The 24,924-nt window shown below is 40.9% G+C and carries 25 protein-coding genes; 10 read left to right on the forward strand and 15 right to left on the reverse strand.

Annotated elements, in window-relative coordinates; translation table 11 throughout:
- Window positions 1–16: 16 nt before the first annotated feature.
- The 4 genes from ABJF57_RS16365 to ABJF57_RS16380 all read right to left on the reverse strand — a co-directional run bounded on the left by ABJF57_RS16365 (window position 17) and on the right by ABJF57_RS16380 (window position 3,734).
- The gene (locus tag ABJF57_RS16365; protein ID WP_462232409.1) at window positions 17–1,504 is read right to left on the reverse strand and encodes a S10 family peptidase; all 1,488 of its coding nucleotides are present in this window, start codon (window positions 1,502–1,504) and stop codon (window positions 17–19) included.
- 131 nt (window positions 1,505–1,635) lie between these two features.
- A complete protein-coding gene (locus tag ABJF57_RS16370) occupies window positions 1,636–2,697 on the reverse strand; it encodes a DUF4097 family beta strand repeat-containing protein (RefSeq protein WP_462232410.1) in 1,062 nt (353 codons plus the stop codon).
- Window positions 2,669–3,187 (reverse strand): hypothetical protein, encoded by a 519-nt coding sequence (locus tag ABJF57_RS16375; protein ID WP_462232411.1) that lies wholly within the window; start codon window positions 3,185–3,187, stop codon window positions 2,669–2,671. The genes ABJF57_RS16370 and ABJF57_RS16375 overlap by 29 nt, the downstream gene beginning before the upstream one ends.
- Window positions 3,180–3,734: an RNA polymerase sigma factor gene (locus tag ABJF57_RS16380; protein ID WP_462232412.1), complete on the reverse strand. Its 555-nt coding sequence runs from the start codon at window positions 3,732–3,734 to the stop codon at window positions 3,180–3,182. The genes ABJF57_RS16375 and ABJF57_RS16380 overlap by 8 nt, the downstream gene beginning before the upstream one ends.
- Before the next feature lie 174 nt (window positions 3,735–3,908).
- On the opposite strand from ABJF57_RS16380, the gene ABJF57_RS16385 reads away from it, so the two are divergent.
- The 3 genes from ABJF57_RS16385 to ABJF57_RS16395 all read left to right on the forward strand — a co-directional run bounded on the left by ABJF57_RS16385 (window position 3,909) and on the right by ABJF57_RS16395 (window position 7,695).
- On the forward strand, window positions 3,909–4,532 hold the full coding sequence (locus tag ABJF57_RS16385) for a hypothetical protein (RefSeq protein WP_462232413.1): 624 nt from the start codon (window positions 3,909–3,911) through the stop codon (window positions 4,530–4,532).
- A gap of 65 nt (window positions 4,533–4,597) precedes the next feature.
- Window positions 4,598–6,643, forward strand: a complete 2,046-nt coding sequence (locus tag ABJF57_RS16390; protein ID WP_462232414.1) for an OmpA family protein — start codon at window positions 4,598–4,600, stop codon at window positions 6,641–6,643.
- A 44-nt stretch (window positions 6,644–6,687) separates the two neighbouring features.
- Entirely contained in the window at window positions 6,688–7,695 is a 1,008-nt protein-coding gene (locus tag ABJF57_RS16395; protein WP_462232415.1) for a 3-oxoacyl-ACP synthase III family protein, read from the forward strand.
- 682 nt (window positions 7,696–8,377) lie between these two features.
- On the opposite strand, the gene ABJF57_RS16400 is transcribed toward ABJF57_RS16395, so the two are convergent.
- The gene (locus tag ABJF57_RS16400; protein ID WP_462232416.1) at window positions 8,378–9,205 is read right to left on the reverse strand and encodes an alpha/beta fold hydrolase; all 828 of its coding nucleotides are present in this window, start codon (window positions 9,203–9,205) and stop codon (window positions 8,378–8,380) included.
- 48 nt (window positions 9,206–9,253) lie between these two features.
- Between ABJF57_RS16400 and ABJF57_RS16405 the strand changes: the two genes are divergently transcribed.
- Genes ABJF57_RS16405 through ABJF57_RS16420 form a run of 4 tightly spaced genes read left to right on the forward strand, consistent with a single transcriptional unit; the run spans window position 9,254 to window position 12,268 of the window.
- On the forward strand, window positions 9,254–10,192 hold the full coding sequence (locus tag ABJF57_RS16405) for a phosphoribosylaminoimidazolesuccinocarboxamide synthase (RefSeq protein ID WP_462232417.1): 939 nt from the start codon (window positions 9,254–9,256) through the stop codon (window positions 10,190–10,192).
- A gap of 6 nt (window positions 10,193–10,198) precedes the next feature.
- Window positions 10,199–10,570: an STAS domain-containing protein gene (locus ABJF57_RS16410; protein WP_462232418.1), complete on the forward strand. Its 372-nt coding sequence runs from the start codon at window positions 10,199–10,201 to the stop codon at window positions 10,568–10,570.
- Window positions 10,571–10,572: 2 nt separating this feature from the next.
- On the forward strand, window positions 10,573–11,496 hold the full coding sequence (locus ABJF57_RS16415; protein WP_462232419.1) for a ribonuclease Z: 924 nt from the start codon (window positions 10,573–10,575) through the stop codon (window positions 11,494–11,496).
- Window positions 11,486–12,268 (forward strand): queuosine precursor transporter, encoded by a 783-nt coding sequence (locus ABJF57_RS16420; protein WP_462232420.1) that lies wholly within the window; start codon window positions 11,486–11,488, stop codon window positions 12,266–12,268. Before ABJF57_RS16415 ends, ABJF57_RS16420 begins: the two co-directional genes overlap by 11 nt.
- Here ABJF57_RS16420 and ABJF57_RS16425 read toward each other — a convergent pair.
- Both ABJF57_RS16425 and ABJF57_RS16430 read right to left on the reverse strand, forming a co-directional pair.
- Window positions 12,265–12,672: a gamma-glutamylcyclotransferase family protein gene (locus ABJF57_RS16425; protein ID WP_462232421.1), complete on the reverse strand. Its 408-nt coding sequence runs from the start codon at window positions 12,670–12,672 to the stop codon at window positions 12,265–12,267. The genes ABJF57_RS16420 and ABJF57_RS16425 overlap by 4 nt on opposite strands.
- A 78-nt stretch (window positions 12,673–12,750) precedes the next feature.
- Complete coding sequence (locus ABJF57_RS16430; RefSeq protein ID WP_462232422.1) at window positions 12,751–13,200, reverse strand: winged helix-turn-helix domain-containing protein; 450 nt, start codon at window positions 13,198–13,200, stop codon at window positions 12,751–12,753.
- Window positions 13,201–13,341: 141 nt separating this feature from the next.
- Between ABJF57_RS16430 and ABJF57_RS16435 the strand changes: the two genes are divergently transcribed.
- The 3 genes from ABJF57_RS16435 (at window position 13,342) to ABJF57_RS16445 (ending at window position 16,422) form a co-directional block, all read left to right on the forward strand.
- Entirely contained in the window at window positions 13,342–15,003 is a 1,662-nt protein-coding gene (locus ABJF57_RS16435) for a hypothetical protein (RefSeq protein ID WP_462232423.1), read from the forward strand.
- Window positions 15,004–15,115: 112 nt separating this feature from the next.
- A complete protein-coding gene (locus ABJF57_RS16440) occupies window positions 15,116–16,129 on the forward strand; it encodes a glycoside hydrolase family 113 (RefSeq protein WP_462232424.1) in 1,014 nt (337 codons plus the stop codon).
- A gap of 23 nt (window positions 16,130–16,152) precedes the next feature.
- The gene (locus ABJF57_RS16445) at window positions 16,153–16,422 is read left to right on the forward strand and encodes a sll1863 family stress response protein (protein ID WP_462232425.1); all 270 of its coding nucleotides are present in this window, start codon (window positions 16,153–16,155) and stop codon (window positions 16,420–16,422) included.
- Between the two features lie 3 nt (window positions 16,423–16,425).
- On the opposite strand, the gene ABJF57_RS16450 is transcribed toward ABJF57_RS16445, so the two are convergent.
- From ABJF57_RS16450 to ABJF57_RS16485, 8 genes are all read right to left on the reverse strand, one after another.
- Window positions 16,426–19,074, reverse strand: coding sequence for an ABC transporter permease (locus ABJF57_RS16450; RefSeq protein WP_462232426.1), 2,649 nt, complete (start codon window positions 19,072–19,074; stop codon window positions 16,426–16,428).
- 1 nt (window position 19,075) lies between these two features.
- A complete protein-coding gene (locus ABJF57_RS16455) occupies window positions 19,076–19,393 on the reverse strand; it encodes a PadR family transcriptional regulator (protein ID WP_462232427.1) in 318 nt (105 codons plus the stop codon).
- Between the two features lie 63 nt (window positions 19,394–19,456).
- On the reverse strand, window positions 19,457–20,317 hold the full coding sequence (locus ABJF57_RS16460; protein ID WP_462232428.1) for a nucleoside phosphorylase: 861 nt from the start codon (window positions 20,315–20,317) through the stop codon (window positions 19,457–19,459).
- Window positions 20,318–20,369: 52 nt separating this feature from the next.
- Window positions 20,370–21,314, reverse strand: coding sequence for an oxygen-dependent tRNA uridine(34) hydroxylase TrhO (gene trhO / locus ABJF57_RS16465; RefSeq protein WP_462232429.1), 945 nt, complete (start codon window positions 21,312–21,314; stop codon window positions 20,370–20,372).
- An 85-nt stretch (window positions 21,315–21,399) separates the two neighbouring features.
- Entirely contained in the window at window positions 21,400–21,762 is a 363-nt protein-coding gene (locus ABJF57_RS16470; RefSeq protein WP_462232430.1) for a carboxypeptidase-like regulatory domain-containing protein, read from the reverse strand.
- A gap of 45 nt (window positions 21,763–21,807) precedes the next feature.
- Window positions 21,808–22,443: a NeuD/PglB/VioB family sugar acetyltransferase gene (locus ABJF57_RS16475; protein WP_462232431.1), complete on the reverse strand. Its 636-nt coding sequence runs from the start codon at window positions 22,441–22,443 to the stop codon at window positions 21,808–21,810.
- A gap of 33 nt (window positions 22,444–22,476) precedes the next feature.
- Window positions 22,477–23,649: a hypothetical protein gene (locus tag ABJF57_RS16480; protein ID WP_462232432.1), complete on the reverse strand. Its 1,173-nt coding sequence runs from the start codon at window positions 23,647–23,649 to the stop codon at window positions 22,477–22,479.
- Window positions 23,646–24,914, reverse strand: a complete 1,269-nt coding sequence (locus ABJF57_RS16485) for a DUF2851 family protein (protein ID WP_462232433.1) — start codon at window positions 24,912–24,914, stop codon at window positions 23,646–23,648. Before ABJF57_RS16485 ends, ABJF57_RS16480 begins: the two co-directional genes overlap by 4 nt.
- Window positions 24,915–24,924: the final 10 nt, after the last annotated feature.

Genomic DNA, 24,924 nt, shown 5'->3' on the forward strand with positions numbered 1-24,924 from the left:
GTTCAAATTGTACGAATCAATATTTAGCAGGTTTATTGCCAGGGAGAGTTTTTTTAATAAAATCTCTCAAATGATCATTGCTGCTAATCAAATCTTCGTTTCTGAGATACATCATATGTCCACTGCGATAGCCTTTAAAGGATAAACGTTCTTTCATCTTTCCACTGGGATCGATTTGCCAGAGCGTGTACTTTGCATCAAAATACTTGGTGGCTCCATCGTAGTAGCCACTTTGGATCATAGTATGGAGGTACGGGTTTTGTGCCATGGCTTGACGCAAGTTCTCTCCGGTGTTGTTATTCCCCCTGTTCCATGGATGTACCGGGCCAAACATGTTGTACTTCAAATCGGTCTCATACTTAAGCACATTTTTGTAGTAATAATTGATGGCTGGTGTAAAAGCGTGAAGCCAGCTTGTAAGCTCAGAATTAAAATCAGGACTGTCTCCTCCGTTCGTTCGATCTATGCCTTTGTAACGAGAATCTAACCTACCCACTGTGAATCCTTCTTCGCGAAGCAGTTCTTTCCAGAAAAATGAAGTGGGGACATCTAGATTGTACTGAAGAACCGATTTAGTTGAAATGCCTGAATATCTTGATATCATTTGAGCTGCCTTATTTCTTTCATCTTCGTCAACAAAGCCTCCCTTTACGAGTGTTGGCATTAGTTGCTGAATAGCATATTTTTCGACCTCATCCAAGACTTCTAGCAGATCCTTGCTTTGCAGATCAGAAGGTAGCTTTTCGTGATACCATGCAGCTGCAGTGAAGTAAGGAACTCTCAGAGCTGCTCCGAGCGGACCATCTCTGCGGCCTTGCCCACTGTGTATGCCAAGTTCTGTTGGAGAAACCAATATCACACCATTCAGGTACATCCATTGTCTATTCTGCAACTCCAACGCCAACCCGGAAACACGTGTTGTACCATAGCTTTCGCCGATCAGGTATTTCGGAGATTCCCAGCGATTCATGCGTGTGACAAAGGTGTTGATCCATTCAGCTAAATATGAGATGTCTTCATTCACGCCGAAAAAGAAGTCACGGTCTGTGTTTTCTGTATCGAGAATGCGCGAATAACCTGTATTGACCGGATTCACAAAGACTATGTCTGCTACATCAAGAATTGAATTCGGATTGTCTTTTACGCCGTACGGCTGAATAGGAAAGCCTTCATCATCTACTTTCAATATTTTTGGTCCTGTGTAAGCCAGGTGCATCCAAACGGAAGCAGAACCAGGTCCACCATTGAAAGAAATTACCAAGGGCCGGGCGGCTTTATTTTTGATATCAGATCGCTGGTAGTAGGTGAAATGAACAGCAGCAATTGCTTTTCCTTCATCGTTCCAAACTGGTTGAGTCCCGGTAATGGCAGTATATGGAACAGTTTTTCCTTTGATTGCAATTTGATGATTGCTTGAAACCGTTTCATTTGCGGAAATCGAGCGATCCTGACCAAAAGTTGAAATGAAAATACAAAAAACGAAAAAGGTGAGTGTACTTCTCATGGGTGTTGATTTGAAATTTGATGGAAGCAAAGTACCAAGAAATACCATGAGTATGGACAAAAAAAGACATGCTCGGTAAATGAGCATGTCTTTCGGCACCATTCCAATGGTACACTTGTATTATTTGTGGATTAGTCCATTTTTAGTCTGAGGTTTCCGTAGTTCGAGTCTACTCTAATCCTCTTATTTGGATCACCCTTGCCAATTTTACCCCGATAGGTGCTTTTGTTGGATTCCTTTACCCGATAATTGAATGTAGCGTCTACGTCTGAAGAATATTTAAGGTTGGCAAAGGAAAATTCTGCATCGATATCGGCATTTAAGCCTTCTTCCAGCCCAATCTCATACGAGCCAAACCTTCCATCAATATCCACTAACGTGAAGGATTTAGCCAACTTTTCAATTCTAAAATTTCCTAAATAGCTACAATCAAGTTCTATGCTGCCAGTTAACTCTTCGATATCCAAGCCGGAAAAATGTACATCAGCATCTATTTTATCTACCTTCTCGATTTCAATCTTTCCGTATTTGCTTTCAAGTTCCAAGTCCGCGACTTCACCAATCTCAATGTCGGAAAAACCTTGCGTTAAATCCAATTTTCCGGCCATGTCAATTTCGAAATTGCTGTATTTGATCGTGGCTTCACCATCCTTCATACTTTCAACACCGCCACTTCCAAAGGAAAGTTTGATTCGAGCGTCTCCTGAAATATCTCCAACACGCATAGAACCATAAGAAACATGGATGTCCAGGTTGTTTTTGCGGTCACCCATTGTGACGTCACCGAAACTATTTCGAATGTTCAGCGGATTGGTCTCTGGCATATAAACCGTGTAGTTGATTTCAAAACCTTCCTCGTTTTTATTCTTCAACTTTTCTATTTCAGTTTCAAATGAGATTTCAGCACTGCTTTCTGTAATGTCGATTTCAATTGCATCAAGAATTCTCTGAGCTCTTTCATCGTTTCGGCCTTTACCGATAATCTCCACTTTGATATCAAACTCATTTTTCTCCCACGTGTTGATTAGTATTTCACCGAAACTATTTTCGATTTTAAGTTTTGTGGTAGTACTTACTTTGTAGTTCTTCTCCACATACTTCTTTTTTTCATCCTGATCCTTCGCTACCGCAACGGATGTTAGGAGAAGAATGAGCGCTAGTAATTTATATTTCAATAGATGTGTCGTTTTCATTGTTTTGGTTTTTGATGTTTTGCAAAATGTCCAGTTGTTTGTTGAGGATATTGAGTCTCAGCTGCAGGTTGCTGATCATCGCATCCATTACTCGGTCATTGGAAGCATTGGTCTGGTAGGTTTTCTTAAGATCTAAATACATCGAATCGAGTTGATCGATTTCTACTAAAAATTGTTCATGCTTTTCAGGAGTTAACTGGTCTACAATCGCCTGCTTACGCTGAGCAATTAAGGAAACATAGTATTCTTCCGCTTGCGTGAATTCATCACTCAAAAAGGCTTCATCTTGCGATCCAGATTGGCTTTTGTCTATTATCAAATAGATGGTTGAAACCATGAATAGCACAGCTGCCGCTTTCCAGATCATGTGCCAGTTTGATTGCTTTTTACTAAGCTTCCGATCGATGCCTTCCCAAGCTTTCTCGGTAGGCACGGCATCATCAAAAGATGCCCTATTCTCCATGATGAATTTCTCCAAATGATCACCCATAATTTACCTCCTGTGTTACAATCAATTTTAATTTGTCTTTTGCACGCTTGTATTGAGATTTGGAAGTTGATTCCGTGATACCCAATATTTCACTAATTTCTTTGTGGTCATATCCCTCAAATAAGTAGAGCGATAGTACCGTTCTGAATCCGGAAGGCAGGTCGTTCATTGCCTTCTTTATTTGATCAATGGTGTATGCCGACTCTGTGCTTTCCGGTTCTAATTCACTGACATCTTCCTTCACGTCTTCAGCCAGCATCAGATCTTTCTTATTTCGCTGCACCTGATTCAGCGCTTTATTGATCACGATTCGCTTCAACCATGCCCCAAATGAGGCGTCTTCCCTATAGCTTTTCAGGTTTTGAAAGGCGCTTACAAATGCATCCTGCAATACATCTTCTGCGTCATTTTCATCACCAGTAATTCTTCGGGCAGTATTGAACATCGCCTTGCTGTACAGCTTGTATATTTCAAACTGTGCTGCTCGATCTTCTTTCCTGCACCTGCCAATTAGGTCGGCATGAATATTTACCGTGTTTGCTTCCAATTTCTAAGGTTAGTTCGAGGTAAAGACTTTTAAAGGGGACAAGGGTTGCACGTTGTTGTTAATTTTAACCCACAAATAAAAGAATCTAAACTTAGGCCTGTTTATAAAGTTATAATGATGCTTTTTCAAATTGAAAAAAGCAATAGCTAATTGAAATTGAGAATTGTATTTCTAATGAAAAAATTTTTCTGGATATTGATGCTTACTCCTGGAATTGCTCTGACGCAAGAATTGGATACTGCAGTTTTGGATACAACAGGTATAATTGCTATTGATACTGCTGAGGTTGAGCCGCCTGCATACTATTTAGGTGTTTATCTAGAGGGTGGCGTAAGCTATGAGGCTAGCATACCGGGAAATAATTTTTTAAGCTTTGTTGGCGTTGGAGTTCAATATGAAAAGTGGCTGATTAGCTTTAATCGGTATGATTTTCAAGGCGAGGTGCAATCATTGATTGTTTTTCCAAACGACTTTAAGTTAAATTATCGATACGGAGGCATAAATATTGGTCGTCAATTGTATCAGTCTTCGATGGTTGACCTAATGCTGAATGCCGGCTATTTTAAGGGCGATATGACCTGGCGAAACCTGGAGGATGGGCAAGATTTTCTTAGAGATGAATTTGATTTGGTCAAAATCAATCTAAAAGTAGAAATGGGAAGGTTCAGATATGCAAAGCCACATATAGTAATAGGATATCAACAGATGAGGAATTTAAACCTGGCGAAAGTAGCAGGGGATAATTTTTCAGGACTTTTTTTTGCAGCTGGCATTCGTATTGGTTATTTTAATCAATAACTTATTTACTAATAGGGATTTAGGGTTATTTAATTAAACTTGTACAGGAATTAGATTTGGGATATATGATAAGAGTGGTTCGCGTGTTTTATGCCATCCTGTTCTTAATGTTTTGCACAGGAATTCAAGCGCAACGAACGTTTAAATTGTACAATGCTGCCGAGGAAATCTTTTACGATGAAAGGTTTGCGGAGGCGCTGGAACAATACAAAGCTATAGAAGAGATAGACTCAGCATACGAGGATATCCAGTACAAAATCGAAATTTGTAAACTTCTTTCCATTACTCAGTACGAGGATATGGAGCCTTTTTATGGATATGAAGAGGTGATGGCTACTCGCGATAAATTCTATTATTACTGGCAAGGAAGGATTCTCTTGAAAGAATATGAATTTGAGGAGGCAATTCAATCCTTGAGGAAATTTTTAGAGTTACCAGCTCGTAAAAGTGAAGAAATAATGGAAGAGGCTCGTAGATGGGCCAGTTGGGCAGCTACCGCTAAGAAGTTCATGGACAACCCGATGTTCTACGAAATTCACTTATTGGAAGAAGGGCTCAATACGAAATATGCTGAGATGAGTCCGGTTTATTTTGCTGATAACGAGGAGTTGATGTTTTTATCCAACCGTGATGAGTCAAAGCCCGATCAATTTCAAATCTATCATACCGTTCATGAAGGAAGTCGAAGCTGGTCAGAACCCACAGTATTATACAATGTTGGTACGTTTACGCGTGAAAATTCTAATATTGAGGTAGTGGCCGAAGATGGACGCTTGTTTCAATTCCGCACAGATAAAGGTGGCGATCTGTTCTTTAGCGAACCTACGGACAGCAAAACTGGCTGGTCCGCTCCGAGGGAATTTGATAGTAAAATTTCGTCTACGCACCTCAGTTCTCATTTTTTCATCAATGAGCATGAAGATCGAATCATTTTTGCCAAAGACGTTGGAACCAAAAAAGAACCAAACCTGGACTTGTTTCAATCATATAGGAATCATGAAACAGGGGAATGGAGCAAACCTGCATTGTTTGCTACAACGATAAATAGCGAATACAACGAAGATAGTCCTTACCTAAGTCCGGATGAGAAGACACTCTATTTTGCTTCAGATGGCCATGAGACGATGGGTGGGTATGATATATTCAAGTCAGAGTTTGATTCAGCTACACTCACTTGGTCTGAACCTGTGAATATGGGTTTCCCAGTAAACTCTCCTGATGATGAAATTCATTTTAAATTGAATAATGACCAAATGTCGGGGTATTTCACCTCCAATCGGCTTCACACAATCGGAGATTATGATATTTTCTTTTTCTGGGAAATACATACCGTAAAGATAAAAGGAAGATTAATCGATGGACCTACGGGAAAACCTGTGACTGATGCAAGAATTTTCTTTCGACCGGTGGAGTATACAGACATGTATTTTTTCTCTCCGGTTGACGAACAAGGAAGGTATGAAATGGTGATCAATGCAGACGATATATATGAAGTTGAAGTGAGAATGAATGAAAACGAATTGGTGACATTGGACGATTTTGAAATTCACTCGACAGGAGGAACAAACACCACCTACCTGAAAGATTTCTATCTCGGAGAGGTGCCAGCACAGGCAACACAAACTTCTGCAGTCCGGAATAAACCTGCTACTTCTAGCCCAGGTCAGCGTAATAATGCAGCTCCATCAAAAACGCCTGTGAAGACCACACCTGAAGCATCTCAAAGAAGAGGATCCAGCATTCAAGATTTGGGACGTATGAGCAGTACCAGTGATCGTGCAGTCGTAAGAAACATATACTTTGATTTTGGAGACACGAAGGTTTCCAACGAAAGTGAACCTGTTTTACGAGCCATTCTATCGAAGATGAGTGAATATCCACAAATGAAGATTGAAATTGCTGGGCACACCGATAGCATAGGCGATGAGGCAACCAATCAATGGATCTCTCAGAAACGAGCTGATGCGGTTAGAAATTGGTTGATAAAGAATGGAGTTTCAAAAGCTCGAGTAATTGCAAAAGGTTATGGGGAAGCCCAACCATTGGCTACCAATGATAATGAACGAGAAGGAAGAGAACTCAATCGAAGAATAGAGATCATCGTCCGATAATAACTTCTCTTTCCTGTATATTTAGATACACCAAAATAAACAGCATGTACACCTCAATTATTGCAGGTCTAGGACATTATGTACCTGATAATGTCATGACCAACGAAGATTTGTCCAAGATCATGGACACCAGCGATGAATGGATTACCGAACGGACAGGTATCAAGGAGCGTAGATGGATTGACCCTAAAACAGATGATAGCCCTTCCACGATGGGAACCAAAGCGGCAAAAATGGCGATTGCGAATGCGGGACTTGTAGCAGATGATATTGACTTTATCATCTTTGCCACACTAAGCCCGGATTATTACTTCCCAGGCCCGGGTGTGATGGTTCAGGATCAATTGGGAATAAAAGAGATTGGAGCATTAGATGTTCGCAACCAATGTTCTGGTTTTGTATACAGTTTATCCATTGCTGATCAATTTATAAAAACGGGAATGTACAAAAACATCCTTGTGATAGGTGCCGAAAATCATTCCGGTGGTCTTGAAAAATCGGATAGAGGTAGAGGTGTAACAGTAATCTTTGGAGATGGCGCAGGTGCTGCAGTGGTGCAGCGATGTGAAGATGCAGATCGTGGAATTCTGTCGACGCATTTGCATTCAGAAGGAAAGCACGCTGAGGAGCTGGCACTTATCGGGCCGAATACGGGCAGGTGGGTTCCTGAAATCATAGAAGAGAACGATGCTGAGGATTCTAGCTATTATCCGCACATGAACGGAAATTTTGTATTTAAACATGCTGTTACACGATTCATGGAAGTAATCGGCGAGGCGTTGATGGCTAATAATAAGAAATCAGAGGATATCGATCTTTTGGTTCCACATCAAGCCAATCTTCGCATTAGCCAGTTTGTTCAGGCTAAAATGAAGCTGTCTGACAATCAGGTTTACAATAACATCATGCGATATGGTAACACAACAGCAGCATCCATCCCAATAGCCATGAGTGAGGCGTTTCAAGAGGGTAAGATTAAGCAGGGAGATTTGATCTGCCTTGCAGCATTCGGGAGCGGTTTTACATGGGCTTCTGCACTCATTAAGTGGTAGACTCCACAGCATTTAGCTAAATCTGAATTGGACAAAACGCACGTTTTTATCGACTAATGGACTCGTGGTAATTTCACAATTGCACTTTATAAAGAACTTATTTAATTATTTTAATTAATGACTTAGAATAGTTAAATTTGTTCTCATCAAAGTATAAATCGACCATAATCATAAAAGCGAAATGAAATTTGTTAAAACTCTACTAGGAAAATCGACAGACGAAAACCAGCTTAAACTTAAAAAAGAGTCTACTGGGGAATGGGTAGTAAGAAAAGGATCTACCGTCCTGTATATAGGCTCTAAAGATAAATGCGAGACGTATATGAGTCACGCATTATAAAATCCAGCAATAGGATCTCACTAAAAGGCAATGCATTCACCACGCATTGCCTTTTCTTTTACCTTTTTTGATTATAAATAGAAGTATTTAAATAAAAAATATAACTATTTATGAAACATTATTATTATATTTATGTTTAATATATAAATGATACAATTTTTAACTTAAAATAAGCTCACTATGAATCTTTTTAGGTTATTTGCAAAAAGGGGAGATAAGGATCGTATAAAACTAACGAAATCACGAACAGGTGATTGGATGGTAAAGAAAGGCTTTAGCATCCTATATATAGGCAGCAGGGAGAAATGCGAGACATTTATGAAACAGACGCTCAGCGTCTAGCTATGGATAATAACTCGGGCCATTTGCTACGGTGCGAATGGCCTTTATTATTTCTTCGGGATGAGACCATGGAATGAAGTGGTTTACATCTTCGAGCAGGTGTACTTCCAGCAGTGAATCTGGAAGCATTTGTTGCGCAAAAGCTGCATTTTCTTTAGGTACCAACGAGTCTTCAGTACCCTGAATGACAATCGTTGGTATTTTTATTTGCTCCCACAGCGGCAGCATATCGTGAAGCTCTTTTTTTAAAGGTAAAATTTCATCGTTGCTTACTTCAAATTCTTTTGGAGTGAAGAAAGCCCCGACCTGCGTGTCTATGACCCCTCTATACCACTCATCTTTTTCCATTTCAGGATCGATGGATGGCGCAACCAAAATCATCCCTAAGTATTCGTTGGGATAATCCATTGCCATTCGTGCGACTACCGGCCCACCCAATGAATGCCCGATAAGAATTTTTCGTTTCCGGGGGAATTGATTCAGTACCTCGTTTATCTGGTAGGCTTGCATTTCCATTGAAGCTTCCGCTTCACCAAATCCGGATTCACCAAATCCGGGACGATCCACAGATATCATATCAAATCGGTCTAGCAGGGAATCTGCTTTGAAGAAATCAATGAATGCACTCCAGGAACCAGGTGAACCATGAATGAAGACAATGAGTGTGTCCCTTTCAAGATTCGTATATGCGTAATGCATATTTCTTTGACCAACCGTTAAATCTCCAAACTGGATATCAATGGTTTCCAGTGTTTCTTTCGCTTCAGAATCATCTATGCGAAATTCACAGGCTACAGCTAGTGCGATTAAAAAGACAATTTTTTTCATTGCTTGAGTATTCATGCAATCGTATACATCAGGCTATATTTGCCGTCTATGTCCAAAGGCATCATTTCTACCAATTTTCAATTTAAAGGACAAACCGGAAAATACACCGGAAAGGTTCGCGAAGTATACGAGTTTGGGGACAAACTTGCCATGATTGCTACCGATCGCATTTCTGCTTTTGATGTGGTACTTCCTAAGCCGATACCCTATAAGGGGCAGGTACTCAACCAGCTCGCCGATAAATTCCTGGAAGCCACAAAAGACATTGTTCCAAACTGGGTGGAGAAAACTCCTCATCCCAATGTCACTTTTGGCAAAAGATGTGAGCCATTTAAAGTAGAAATGGTCATTCGCGGTTACTTAACAGGACATGCATGGAGAGAATATCGGGATGGCAAGCGAATGTTGTGCGGAGTACCCATGCCAGATGGCATGAAGGAGAATGAGAAATTCACCGAGCCAATCATTACGCCAACAACAAAAGCGGATGAAGGACATGACGAAGATATTTCCAGAGAAGAAATTTTAGCACAAGGGATCGTTTCAGAAACTGACTATGTAAGACTCGAGGAGTATACGAGAAAGCTTTTTGAGCGAGGAACGGAAATAGCGGCTGAACGAGAGTTGATATTGGTTGATACCAAGTATGAATTTGGGAAGTACATGGGGGAAATCACCTTGATTGATGAGGTACACACGCCAGACTCATCCAGGTACTTCTATGCACGACCATATCAGGAGTTGTTAGATAATGACCAGCCTCAAAAGCAGCTGTCAAAGGAATTTGTAAGGCAATGGTTGATATCAGAGGGCTTTCAAGGAAAAGAAGGACAGCAAATTCCAGAAATGCCTGAAGACAGATTAACATTGATTTCAGACAGATATATCGAACTTTATGAGAACATCTCTGGGGAAAAGTTTGTTAAGGACGAATACTCAGATAAATTAGCCCGTATTAAAGAGGAAATAGCCCAAATAGTAGAATAAAGAATTATGGAATTTACAGTAGACAAATACGAAAACTATTCAATCGCCAAGCTCAATCAGGAAAAAGTAGATTCTACTGTTTCTCCTGAGCTTAAGTCCGAATTTATGAATCTCGCTCAAGATGGAGTGAAGAGTTTGATTGTGGATATGGCAAACGTTAAATACGTAGATTCCAGTGGTCTTAGTGCGCTTTTAGTTGGTAATCGTTCGTTTGGAGAAACGGGCGTATTCGTACTTTACAATGTGACCGATCACGTAATGAAATTGATTTCTATTAGTCAGCTTGACAAAGTAATGACGATAGTCGCTGGGCAAGAAGAAGCAGCAGATGCAGTATTGATGGCAGAAATTAACAAGGGTCAGGGCGCAGCGGAATAGACTTGAGCCTTGAATTACTGATACTTGGATCCAATTCAGCGGCGTTTGCACATCGCAGGCACCATACTGCTCAGGTTTTCAAGCTTCAGGATCAACATTTCTTAATTGATTGTGGGGAGGGGACGCAGCTATTGATGAAGCGGCACAAAGTAAAACTCTCTCGCATAGATCATATATTCATCTCGCATTTACACGGTGATCATTACTTTGGGTTAATCGGACTTTTGTCTACGATGCACTTGTTTGGTAGACAAAAGGAACTTCTGCTGGTAGGTCCCCCAGGACTAAAGGAAATCCTCCAGCTACAGCTCAGGCACTCTGAGACATCTCTCAATTTTCACATACGCTTTGTGGAATTTAAACCCGGTCAATCAGAGGTAGTGATGGATCATCCCAAGTTTACGGTGACTTCACTACCCATGGATCATCGGGTGCCATGTTCCGGGTACTTATTTAAAGAAAAGCCGAAGAAGCGAAGAATCAATCGAAAGGTGCTGCCGGATGTACAGCTTTCAAACCTCGACATCATTCGGTTGAAAGAGGGGGGGGATGTCTTGAACGAAGACGGGTCTGTGAAATACGAAAATAAGCTGATCACACTGGATCCAAATCCAAGTTTTAGTTATGCTTTCTTTTCAGATACGAGGGTAAGACCCGAACTTTTAGAAACTGTCCGAGGAGTAGACATGCTGTATCATGAAGCCACTTTCGCAGACGATATGAAGGATCGGGCGATCCAAACGTATCACACCACTGCCAAGCAAGCTGCTCAGTTTGCGAAAGATGCCAACGTTGGGAAACTTGTGTTGGGGCATTTCTCTGCACGTTACAAAGAGCTAGATCCAATCATTGATGAAGCAAAAACTGTTTTTGAGCGATCCGAGCTTGCGATCGAAGGAACCAAATTTGTGGTAGATGGGAAATAAGAAGCAAAGCCTTTTCATCATTCTCGCAGCAATCTTTTTGACGAATGCCATCTTAGCGGAGCTGATAGGGGTGAAGATTTTCTCCCTTGAACAGACCCTTGGTTGGCAGCCAGCCAACCTGAACATCTTTGGTTATACGCTCGACTTTAACCTCACTGCAGGGGTCATGATTTGGCCTGTTGTGTTTATAACCACGGATATTATCAATGAGTACTTTGGGAAAGCTGGTGTGCGCAAGATCAGCTTCATTGCTGTTGGTTGCATCATGTATGCCTTCCTCATGATCTGGTTAGTAACCAAACTAAGCCCAGCCGCTTTTTGGTTGGAGGTTAACAACAGTGATGAGGAAGGAAATCCCTTCAATATGAACTTTGCATTCAACAAAATCTATACACAGGGATTGGGTATCATCATCGGTTCCATTATCGCTTTCTTGATTGGTCAGGTATTGGATGTGATCATCTTTCAACGATTGCGAAAGATCACGGGAGAGAAGATGATCTGGCTGAGAGCTACAGGATCTACGCTCATCTCGCAACTCATTGACAGCTTTGTGGTACTGGCTATAGCTTTTTACATACTTGCACCTGCAGAGAGTCGATGGGATTTCTCACAAGTGATGTCCGTGGGTTCGCTCAATTATATCTACAAATTCATCATTGCAATCGCCTTGACTCCCTTAATCTATTTGGGGCATTACCTAATCGATCGATACTTGGGCAAAGAGGAGGCGGAGAAAATCAAGGAAGAAGCGAGTCAAAGTGGGTTTTAATCCATCATTTTTTTGATTTTAGCCAGGTAAACTTCTGGGAATTCGAGCTTCTGAGCTAATGCTAAAAGTGATTGGGCATACGATGGGTTTGTTCCAGTGAGTAATTCCTCCGGAAGATTGTAGCAGGTTGCCTCGATGGATTCATTTGCATCAGTAATAACAATCACCTCTTCTGGCACATAATCAGCTACACTCGGTTCGGCATACAACGCTTGAATCTGATGAGAATCAACTGTCATCACAATGCCGTGAGATCGTTCATTTTTATTAGGAATCAAGGAAGCCCGATTTCCGATTTTCAACGCATAGCCATTCAGGTAGCCTTTTCTTGGATTGGAAGGTTTGATGCCATTTTTAGCTAAAATGGTTTCATCCATAAATAAACCGTAGAAGAATACTTGCATAGGTTTTTTATTAGTGTTGGATATCAGATGAAGAGCGTGTTTTGAAATGGGTTCTCTGGCTTTATTTGGCTAAATAAATTAATGCAACAGTCGGTGCAAAATAACGTGCCCAACTCCCGGATAAATTAGTTTTATTAAAACAAGTGCTAAAATAATCGCTATAGCTGCGGGAGTGTATCTTTTCATTGGAAGCATTGGTCTTCTATGGTTTACTGTTTGAAGCTTTAATCGATATCCTTTCTTAGGAATGGTTTCAATTGGATTGGATAATTCATTCTCTTCAAAGACTTTCCTTATTTTGTATATGTTCTTTGTAAGCGACTTATTGCCTACAGCAGAATTGCCATCCCAAATTTTATTGATTAATTCTTCTCTGGAAACAAAACTCTGTGTACCAGAAATTTCCATCATTATGGAGGACATAATAGGCTCGATTTTTATCCTTTTGACACCGTTTTTATATTGAAATAATATTTCGTTGGTCTCATCAATGATTTTGAATTCTGTTTGTTTCTTAAAACTTCGCATGCTATTTCAGCTATAAAAAGGATATTAAAAGGACATGGTTTTCTCAACTTTCGATTACTGGCTCAGTTTAATTTGACTCTGAAAAGACGTTCGTAACAAGCTAAGAGTTGCAAATCAAATAGTCAAATTAAGATCCACATTATGAAATTTTTTTATTCAATCGTTCTAAGTGCCTCATTTTTTTTGGCATTCACCCAAGTAAAAGACCTATCGGCTGATCAATGGCGTGAAGACCTCAGGTTTCTACAGAAAAAAATCACAACTGAATATCCTCATCTTTTTTATCGGATAACACAAGAGGAATTTGACGAGAAAGTGGAGGAGTTATTTGCTGAAATTCCTGATTTAAAAGATCATGAAATTATTGTTCGAATGGCTTCAATAGTGGCGAGTTTTAAAATAGGTCATACGGGAATTTCTTTAACAGAGTCTTATCACGGCTCAGTATTAAGAACAGGGTTTCATCAATTCCCTCTTAACTTCTATTTGTTCAAGGACGGTCTTTTCGTTCAGGGTGTACACGAAAAATATGCGCATTTGGTGGGAGCCGAAGTTTTAAGGATCGGAAAATACGAGACAAAAGAAGCCCTAATTAAGATTCGTCCTGTTGTGAGCATTGAGAACGAGCAATTCTTCAAGGCATATGGTATTAACCTGCTAAGGTGCCCTGAAATACTTAATGCAATGGGCATAAGTGCTGAAGTTTCAAGAGTTTCAATGACCTTCAAAAAGCATGGGGAGATCATTGAAGAATCATTTGATATTACCGATGCAGCTCATGTTCCTTCAACCTATGGATTTGTAGTAAATGAAGCTGATTGGATTAATTTTAGAAATGCTGATGAGACACCCTATTGGCTAATGAACCTGAATGAAAAATATAGGTTTGACTATCTCGAAGATGCACGTGCTATTTATGTTCGGCAAAGCGAAATCAAGGATGATTCAAAAGAATCAATCAGTCAGTTTTACAGAAAAGTCTTTCAGTTTGTAGAGCAGAATGAGGTTGAGAAATTCATTTTAGATGTTCGCTTAAATGGAGGAGGGAGTGGGCATCTGAATTTGCCTGTTGTTTTGGGTCTTATAAAATCTAGGTTAAATCAGAAAGGTAAATTGTTCGTCATAATAGGTCGCAATACTTTTTCAGCAGCGCAAAATCTGGTTAACCAACTGGAGACATACACTGACGCCATTTTTGTGGGGGAACCCACTTCGTCCAACGTAAATTCATGGGGTGACCCAAAGGTGGAGACATTACCAAATAGTCAGTTAGATGTTCGTTTGTCATTTCTTTGGCATCAAGAAAAACACCCGTTGGACTTGCGAATATGGACTAAACCGGATGTGTCGATTGAAATGAGTTCGATGGATTATGCTATGAATAGAGATGTGGCACTAAATGCAATATTGAATTTTGAAGAAAGCTTGTACCATGCAACGATTGACATAGAGAGGCTTTACGAAGAGAAAGATTATGAGAGAGCATCTGCCCGAGGAAAAGGACTCGGTGCTCGGTTCCCTCACGATGAAGCTAAAATACGGTCACATCTGAATACAATTGGCTATTCACTGATGCGTAAGGACATGATGAAAGCTGCGTTAGAAGTCCTTATTTTGAATACTCAGCTTTATCCACATTCACCGAATACATGGGATAGTCTTGCTGAGTGCTATTTGAAACTGAATGATGTTCAAAACGCAATTAAATATTACAAGAAGGTAATAGAGATGGATGCAGAAGGAAGGGCGGGGGATAATGCTCGAGTGATGCTGAAAACCATAGAAAGACACATGGGTAACTAGTGATGCTTTTGCTATCAAACACTGTTTTATTTTTCTTCTTGGCTTTTCGCATTTATCATTGTTTTGATTTTTATAGCCAACATCTCACCTCATCCTTTCGTATCTTTCCAGCATGCGACTATCCATCGTTTTGCTTTTCCTGGCTTTTGGCGTGGCAGCCATGGTTATCCTTCCTTCGGGTAAGGATGAGCTCATCAATGGGGTCAGTCTGGTGAACCCTCCACGTGAGATCACCCCTGATCAGATGGGCGAAGTGAAGCGCCTCAATGCAGGTTGGGTTGCTGTGATACCCTATGCTTTTTCGCGATCAGGAGAGCCAGGTGTTTCTTTTGACCACCAGCAGCAATGGTGGGGCGAACGCACGAAGGGCTCATGCAGGCTCATCGAATATGCAAAGTCCAACAACCTGAAAGTTATGCTTAAACCCCACGTGTGGGTGCGAGGAGAAGGATGGACCGGAGACTTCAATCTTGCAACCGAAGAAGAGTGGAAAAAGTGGGAAAGTGATTTCTCCGCTTACATTCTGAATTATGCCAGCGTCGCGGATTCACTGAATGTCGAAATGCTTTGCATAGGTACGGAATATCGTACGCCTGCAAAGGAGCGACCAGAATTTTGGCGTGGTATGATCAAGGACATCCGAAAGGTCTATTCGGGAAAAATCACGTATGCTTCCAATTGGGACAACTATGAAAATATTACCTGGTGGGACGCGGTTGATTATATCGGTGTTGATGCCTATTTCCCTTTGGCTGACGGAGCACACCCAACAATAGCAGAAATTGAACAAGGGTGGCAGGTCATTAAAACGAATTTGTCCACTTTTTCAGCAAGCTGGGATAAGCCCATACTGTTTACCGAGTATGGCTTTCAAAGTGCCAATGGTGCTGCAGGACGACACTGGGAGCTAGACAAGTCGAGTGAAAACGTCAATGAGCAGTTGCAGGCAGACGCCTACGAAGCAACGTACCGAGCCTTAATGAAAGAATCGTGGTTTGCTGGAGGTTTTCTCTGGAAATGGCATTTCAATACATTGTCCGGAGGAAGGTGGCGAGGTACCGAATGGACACCGCAGAACAAGCCAGCCGAAGAGGTAATTGCTCGCTGGTATGGAAAAAACCATTAATTTTCTGAACTCAACCAATGCCTATGAGTGAAAAGAGAAAAGTAGAGGATATCCTAACAGAGCTAGGAAAAAAGATCGATCACCTGGTAGCTGAGACCAAAAAGGCGGGTACCAAAGTGAGTGATGACATGGAAAAGCAAATCCAGAAACTCAAATCCCAAAAGGATAAGCTGGAAGAAGATTTGAAAAATCAAGCCTCGCATGGTGGTGAGAAATGGGGTCAGGCTCGCGATCACATGAATGATGCGGCTGCCGCAATCAATAAAGCGCTTGGCGTTTTCTTCAAATCCTAAGTTTTACTCGCTTCTCAGGCTTTTTACCGGATTGAGAATGGCGATCTTTATCGAATAGTAACTGATGGTAATCCATGCTAAAATCAGCGTGAGCAGGCCTGCTCCGATCAGTGTGCCCACATCTATTTGCGTATGGTAAGCGAAACTTTCTAGCCACTTGCTCATTCCAAAGTAAACAAGCGGAATAGCCAGTCCAAAGGAGATCAGAATGAGTTTGGTAAAGTTCATGGATAGCAATATCACAATGTTGCTAACAGAAGCACCCAATACTTTCCTAACACCGATTTCTTTCGTTCGCTGCTGCGTTACATATGTGGCTAACCCGAACAGTCCCACGCACGCCATAATTATGGTGATAATCGTGAATAAGTAGAATACAGATCCTGTTTTGGAATCAGCTTTGTAAAGTTCCAAGAGGTTTTCGCTTAAAAATGAATAGGTAATGGACCGCTCGTTTTCAAACTCATTCCATTTGTCTTCAATGTTTTTAAGTAGTACGAGCATATCCTCTGTCTCTACTTTGATTGCTACTTTGGACATAACAGCTTCATCACTGACGTTGAATAATACCATGGGGGGTATCTCTGTATGAAGTGATTGATGGTGATAATCTCTGACTACACCCACAATGGTGAATTCTCCTGGCTGGTTTTCTCTGGGGTTAGGATTGATGACTTTTCTTCCAATGGGATCTTCATATCCAAGTAAAAATGCTGCAGTCTCATTGATAATCACATTCGTAGAATCGTTGTAGTCAGGATTGAAACCGCGCCCGGAGAGAATTTCCATTTCCAATGTTTCAATGTATGCGTCATCTACCGACACTGTGAAGGTTCTGACCTGCGGACGATTGGGTATTTCTGAGGTGGTAATCAAATTACCGATAAATTCTCCTGGCATAGCAAACGCATACGTCACATTTTTCACTCCATCAATTTTCAGTAACTCATTTCTGAAGGCTCTTTGATCAGTTCTAAGCTCTTGTGCTTGATCCAAAATGATCACGTTTTCCTTATTGAATCCGAGTTGCTTATTTTTCATGAACATCATTTGTTTGTTGAGCAGGAGCATGCCAGAAATCATGGTTATTGAAATAAAGAACTGAAAGATGATGAGCGCATTTCTCAGCCAAACGCCCTTGGAACCAGAGGTGTATTTTCCTTTTAGCACTACTGCGGAGTTAATGGATGAAATAACCAGAGCAGGATAGAGGCCTGCCAATGTTCCGATGGTAAGAATAAATACGATGATGCCGACGATTACCAAGGGAGTTGTCAGAATTTCCAAATTCAGGTTCTTTTCTACTAATCCGTTGAAACTTGGAAGTAATAGCCAGGATACTCCCAGCGCCAATGCAAGAGCTGAGATGGACACCAGGTTTGATTCTGTGAGAAACTGCCTTACCAGCAGGGCTTTGCGACTGCCCAATACCTTACGGACGCCTACTTCCTTAGCTCGTTCAGCAGATCTTGCCGTAGCTAGGTTGATGAAATTGATGCAGGTAATAATCAAAATGAATCCTACCGTGGCAATCAATAAATAAACGTACGTGATATTGCTATTGGCTTTTAGTTCAACATCCAAGTTTGATTTTAAATGGATGTCTTCGATGGGCTGTAAGAAGTAATTAAACTCATTACCAGAGTTGGGATATTCATCTGCGGATATGGACAGCTGACTTAAAATACTTGCCATGCCATATGTCTGAACCATCTCGGGGAACTTCTCTTCAAAGACATCAGCATTCACACCCTCTTTGAGTTTGATATAGGTAAATAGCCAGGGATTGATCCAGCTATTTGTGGAAGCTGCCTGCTCTATAAATGGAAGCAAATGGATGGATCCCAGAATATCAAATTTCATATGAGAATTTGATGGAATATCCTCAATTACACCTGATACGACATAGCTCGTTGTGTCCAAGTAGTAAACTTTATCCAATGCAGGTCCGTCTCCGAAAAACCGTTTAGCAGTAGATTCTGTAAGGACTACTTTGTTGATTCCATCCAGAGCGGTTTCGGAATTTCCTTCGATAAATTCGAAAGAAAAAACATCAAAGAAGTTGTTGTCAGCAAAGAGGTAGTTATGCTCTATGAATTCTTTTTCTCCTACTGAGACGGTTATCTCGTTTTGGAAAAAGAGCTTGTGTAGACGACCTGCTGATTCTACTTCCGGATAATTTTCCAGTAATGTTGGAGCCAGATTCACTGGTGACGAGCCAAAATACCTGGTGTTTGTTGGATACACTCTTTCCAAGGCTACTCTGTAAATTCGATCACTGCTATTGAAGAATTTGTCGTAAGACATTTCATCTATGACATAGAGAGATATGAGGAAGCAGCAGGTGATTCCAACGGCCAACCCTGTCACATTAATGAATGTGTATGCCTTGTTCTTTAACAAGCTTCTGTAGGATGATTTGATATGACTTCTAAGCATAAGTGGAGAGGATTTTTTTTCTTTTAAAATATGTGGCTTAATGAGGAATAAAATCTGGAAGTAATACTTCAGTGTTGCTCTCTTTTTACCCATTTGGTGGAAGTTGTCTTTATACTGTTCTTCCAGGTCACCAAGCAACTCGTCCGTCCACCGATCTTTGCAAAACCAAGACAGCAGCCGTTCACCTAATCGTGGTGGCTTCACTGTTCCCATACTACACCGATTGGATTTTTGCCCACATGGCTTGCCTGACATCTTGCATTTCTTCTACCGCTTTTTTCCCGTTTTGAGTCAACGAAAACAAGCGTTTACTTCTGCCACCTCTCTTTTCACTTTTTCCCCCGAGCTCAGAATTGAGCAGTCCAGAATTTTCAAGGCGATATAAAACTGTATGAACTGAAGCGAGTGAAAGGGATTTCCCCGTTTGATCTTTAATCTCCGTTGCAATGCCATATGCATATGCGTTTGGATACAGGATGGCTGTAGATAGCAGTACGAGCTCTTCAAGCTCTGTGATAAATGTGTGACCCATTTGTTTTTTAATTACAAAACAAATAAAGAGACGGAGATTTAACAGGAATGGTTACAATTCCAATTAGATTCTATCCAGAACTTTTTTAATGAGGCTGTCGATGACTTTGTTTGGATCCTTGGCGAATTGCCCTTTGACCCGATTGGCCATGATGGCATTTAAACTTAACATCTCATGCCCGAGCAGCTTGCCAAATGCATAATATCCCGCAGTTTCCATTTCCAGATTTGTCAACCAGACATCTTCTTCATGAAAGTACTGCATTTTCTCAATGATTTTTTTGTACCGAATGGGTATTCTTAATTCCCTTCCTTGAGGGGCATAAAAACCTGGACACGTCACCGTATTGCCCGCAAGTGTACAATCTTTAAATTTTTCAAACAGTGCCGCGGAACCTTTGAAGCAATAGGGTGTATAGTGCAGATCAAGCTCTTCTCTAAGCTTTTTAATGATCCGTTTTTCAATGCCACGATGCTTGTACTCGTAGAACTGGATGATCGTGTCAAGTCCAATGGCATACTCAGTAGCCAGATGACTCCCGACTTTTATATCATCACGTATGGTTCCAGAAGTACCAATGCGAATGATTTGTAATTTCTTTCTCCGAGCTTTTGGTTCACGATGCACAAGATCAATATTGAATAGCGCATCAAGCTCTGTCATAAGGATTTCAACATTGTCTGTTCCCATGCCGGAACTAATGACGGTCAATCGCTTCCCTTTGTATTTACCCGTGTGCGTAATGAATTCACGCTTGTTCATTTCAAAATCTACCGAGTCAAAATGCCGGGATACACGATGCACCCTTCCGGGATCGCCCACTACAATAATTTTATCTGAGATATCCTTGGGCCTTAGACTCAAATGATAGACGCTTCCGTCAGGATTAAGAATAAGGTCAGTCTCAGAGTACGTGTGAGGCATTGATGGTTTTTAATCTAAAGCTTCTTAAAGGTAATTAGGAAACTTGATCTTTCTACCTTTTCAGCCCCTTGTATGGATTATAACCGTTCATTTTTTTCTGATAAAATCCAGTGCCATCGTAAGGTCGGGTGTCAGGATTGTGCATGCATTCCTCCGAGCAGCAGCCCTTATAAATCGCTGCACCCTTATCGCTCATTGGAATATGTTTGTTACAATGTGGGTTTGCACAATTAACCATTCGATCACAAGGCTCATCCGTTACGTAACATCTCGAAAGTACGCTGGGGTTTACGGTGTTGACTTCCTTGACTATTCGGTTGTCAAACACATAGCATTTACCTTCAAAATCTTCACCTTCTGCTTCCAGTCCGTATTTGATGATTCCGCCATGTAGCTGATGTACATTTTCAAATCCTTGCTCAAGCAGATAGGCGCTGGCTTTTTCACATTTGATCCCCCCTGTGCAGTAGGTGACAATTTTTTTGTCTTTGTACTTTTTTAGCTCTTCAATTTTCTCGGGAAAATCTCGAAAATTGTCGATATCCAGTGTGATGGCATTTTTGAACTTGCCGATCATGTGCTCGTAATTGGAGCGAACATCTAATATGATGGTGTCTTCAGGTTCTTCTCTCAGAATTTCTCTAAACGCTGCGGGCTCCACATAGCCACCTGTTTTTTGCGTCGGATCTACATGATCGAGTGAGCTGTGCACTATCTCGGGTTTTACCCGTACATGTAGTTTTTCGAAGGCAGGCTGGTCGTTTGTATCAACTTTGAATTCAGTATGCGAAAACCGTGGGTCGGCAGTCACGGCAGACATGTATTTTTCGCATGACTCCTGAGTGCCTGATACTGTTCCGTTTAGCCCTTCATTAGCAACGATGATACGACCTCTCAGATTTAAGTCTAAGCAAAGTTTGTGGTGTTGTTCCCTGAACTCTTCAGGGTTTTCAATTTTACTATAGCAGTAATAAAGTAATACGTAGTGTTTTTCCATAATAACTGAGCCCTGTTTCAGCAGGGTGTTAATGTGGTGCAAAAATAAATTTTAATAAATAAAAGTCTGAGGATTGTACTAAATCTTACTTCACCGTGACAAGGATTTTATTCACTTTTTCTTGTGAGATCAGCCCTGTTTCAGCTCCATCAGCCGCATTGTTCATCGCGTCTTTTCGTACATCCAGAAAATAGGATTTGCTTTCAAGTCCTTTGAATTGAAATCTTCCTTTCTTATCGGATTTTCCGACGATCAACTCATTTATACTGTTTTGGTAGTCTTCTTCTGATGAATAGATGGTAATGGTGGCCCCTTCCACATTTTTACCAGCAGCGTCAATCACGGTGACCAGTAATTTCACCTTTGATGTTTGATTTGGTTGAAAAAGGGAGCCAATAGAAAGAAGCACCAATATCGTTGAAGCTGCTAGTATCGCATTTTGATTCATTTAGGTAAAGTTGAAGTGAATGGATTTCTATCTTAAAGGTACCAATTATTTCACCTCAACTGCGGGATTGCCAAATACAGTCTGTCCTTTCTTTACATCGCCTACAACCACAGATCCAGCACCTATTCTCGCACCCTTTCCCAATGTGACGCCTGCAACTATGGTCACACCTGATCCAATAAAGACTTCATCTGCTATTTTGACTTTTGTATTGACAATGGTGCCAGCACCTATTTGTACAAAATCACCAATCTCTACTTCTTGTTCTATGATGGCTTTGGAGTTGATTACGTTGTGATTCCCGATCTTGGAGTCATTGGATAGAACAGCTCCTGCATTCACAAAATTGCCGTGACCAATACCAAAGGATTCTGAAATAGCAGCTGTTTGATGAACAGCATTCATGGGCATCACTTTTCTCGTTTCTATGAGGTACTCTACATATTCTTTGCGCAAAGAATTGTCGTCTGTAGCTACGAATGCTTCACATTTCTGACCAATCAGCTTTGTGAATCCGTGATCGTCTGTGGCTCCAAGCACTGTTACGGTATTGATTTCGGTGTTATGCGTTTTTTCATCATCATCCAAAAATCCATACACCACGATATTGTTGGAGTTGAATATTTCAAGAGCTGCTTTTGCGATCCCTGTTGAGCCAAAAATGATTACCGGTTTTTCCATGTCCTTCTTTAGTTGAAGGCGCAAAATTAGCGATTATTCACCCGATCTTGAAGTGAAATGAAGATAGGGAAGAATACTGCTGATTAAGAAGAGAAAGGGCATGTAGGCGTTTTTATACCTGACCAAACTTCCAAAATTGGGAGTGGATAGCGGTAGCATGACTGCCAATAGCAAAATACAGAGAATCGCTCCGGTCAAAAGTGGCCAATCTGTTTGAGGCTTCCTTTTTATAAATAAGAGTATTGAGAGAAAAATCAACACCGTAAGCACCAGATTTTCTGCTCTGTGAATCCAACCCCACGTAGGTGTCTCATCCATGATGCTCGGTCGAAATAATCCGGCATGCAGTGCTTTCGGAACCTCGTTCAGTACAGATGCCCAGGAATCATCTTCAATGACAATGTTGAGTTGACTGTCTTTGGATTGTTGATGGATAGCGCGATTGTTTTCATAAAGCGTCCAGGGTATCCTGTTTATCTTTAGATAGGGGTGGATGAATTGGGTAGACAGGCTGAATGTGGCTAAAACTACCAATGCAATTAACCACTTTCTATTCCCTTTGATGTTTTTTAGGATAAGCGATGCAGTAAGAATGCCCCCAAATATGAGCGAGGCAATCAATAAGTAGTGTTTGATCTTGAGAAGTAGAATCGCTGATAAGAGGAGTAGGAGGATATCTAAAATTGGAAGCCTGGTTGATTTGTAAAACTTCACAAAGAGGCTAATCAAAGTCATAGTCGCTGCAAAAGCGAGCGAATCCTTCATTATTCCTGAGGACCAAAAAACAATGGAAGGAAGGAATAAAAAGCACATTGCAATGGGGTATCTAATCCCATTAAACAACCGCGACAGTGTAATAACGGAAAACCAACTGGCTATAAAGCTGATGAATGAGAGCCATAAAGAGGTTATCCAGTAGGAGCCTCCTGTAGTCGCAACCAATGGGCGAAGTAGTGCTACAAAAAAATGCGTTCGAGGTGCACTTTTTAAATCTGCTGGATTTTTGTTTTTGGCAAACTCGAAAAATGAAATGGTATCTCCATGGCCATAATATTCGTAGAAGATGAGTCCAAGAATCATTCCGGCTGCAAGTTTAAGCACTAGGCCTGCCCAAAAAATAAATGCAGGGAAGTCACTTTTGAGGTGATGAAAAGCCAAGAAGGAGAGTAGTCCAAGTAGAGCTATATGTACAATCCAGTGCATCATTTGTTAAGAATTCCAACTCCTAAGTTACAATGAAGGCATCTCCTTTTCTGACAATATTGTGTTGTTAGTTGTATCAAGGCCTGGGAGTCAAAGGCAGATTTGGGGTTGACGTCCAATGGATTCCATTTTTTTGTAATGCGATTCCTTTCAGCAGGAAGCGATTCTAAAATTGCCACTGCTCGATCCATGTACTTTTGTTCGGAAGTATATTTTGCGTACGCGGCTAGTAGTGGTGCTACCGAGTTGATAAGTAGATTTTCAAATGAGCTAACGCCCATTTTCAAGCTTTGTTTTTTACGCCTTTTCCCAAAGTCGTAGTGGAGCTGCCAGTATTCGCTGACCTCCACCGCTAGTTTGTCCTTTATCTCTTTGATGCTTTCTGTTTTAACTAAAAAACCAAATAACTGAGGTTGGTTATGCAAGAGAGATGATAGTTGACTTAACCTGACACTTGGAAAATTTGCGGGCCTCAACTTGCCGAATTTCCAATGCATTTTTGAAAGTGATGGTTTGAGTTGAAACTTCTTGCTTAGGAACTCAAATTCAGATCTTAATGCTCGCTGATAATCGTCATTTTGGTCCTCAAGAAACCCGGACTGTCCGAATATTAGTGCTTCTGCTGCTTGCTGATTTTGCAGCGATTTTTTCAGTGTAGTAAAAGGTAATAGTTCGGTTAGCCGAATGAAAGATTCTTTATTGATGGAAAACCCAAAATTGGCCGCAATGGTACGGTATGTCACTTGCTCCCAGTCATTTGTGTAGAAGTCAAGCCAAGACAGTATTGATGCTGATTTTTCTTTCAATCGCTCGATTAAAACCCGATCCAACATGTTACTGAAATGGACAGGTGAAACAGAGTTTATTTGATTAGTGCATAGAATCTCATCAGTGGATTTAATGTACTTTTCATACTTTTCAGTTAGCAATGGATTTACTATTTGCTTTAGCTCAAGGGTAGGTATTGCTGTTTTATCAATGCAGATTTCTTTGTCATGATTCCAAACAACATGGAGAACGACACTTTCATAGGAAGGATCATTTTGATGCTTATGATGTAGCCAGTCAGAAGAATTGATGTGTATCTCAACTTGTCCTGCCCATTCTATCTCATCAATTTTAATGCGAGCCTCTTCAAAATCAGGGCCAGAATCGTGGTTGTGATTTCCAGTATTGAATACTTTAAGCACTTGCCCGTTGGTGAGTTGAAGTGCTTCTGATTCAAATTTTTGATACTTCCAGATGTAGTGAAGAAACTGCTCGTTCATAACGATAGGT

It is taken from the genome of Ekhidna sp. (assembly GCF_039940915.1).
In the GTDB taxonomy this organism is placed as follows: domain Bacteria; phylum Bacteroidota; class Bacteroidia; order Cytophagales; family Cyclobacteriaceae; genus Ekhidna.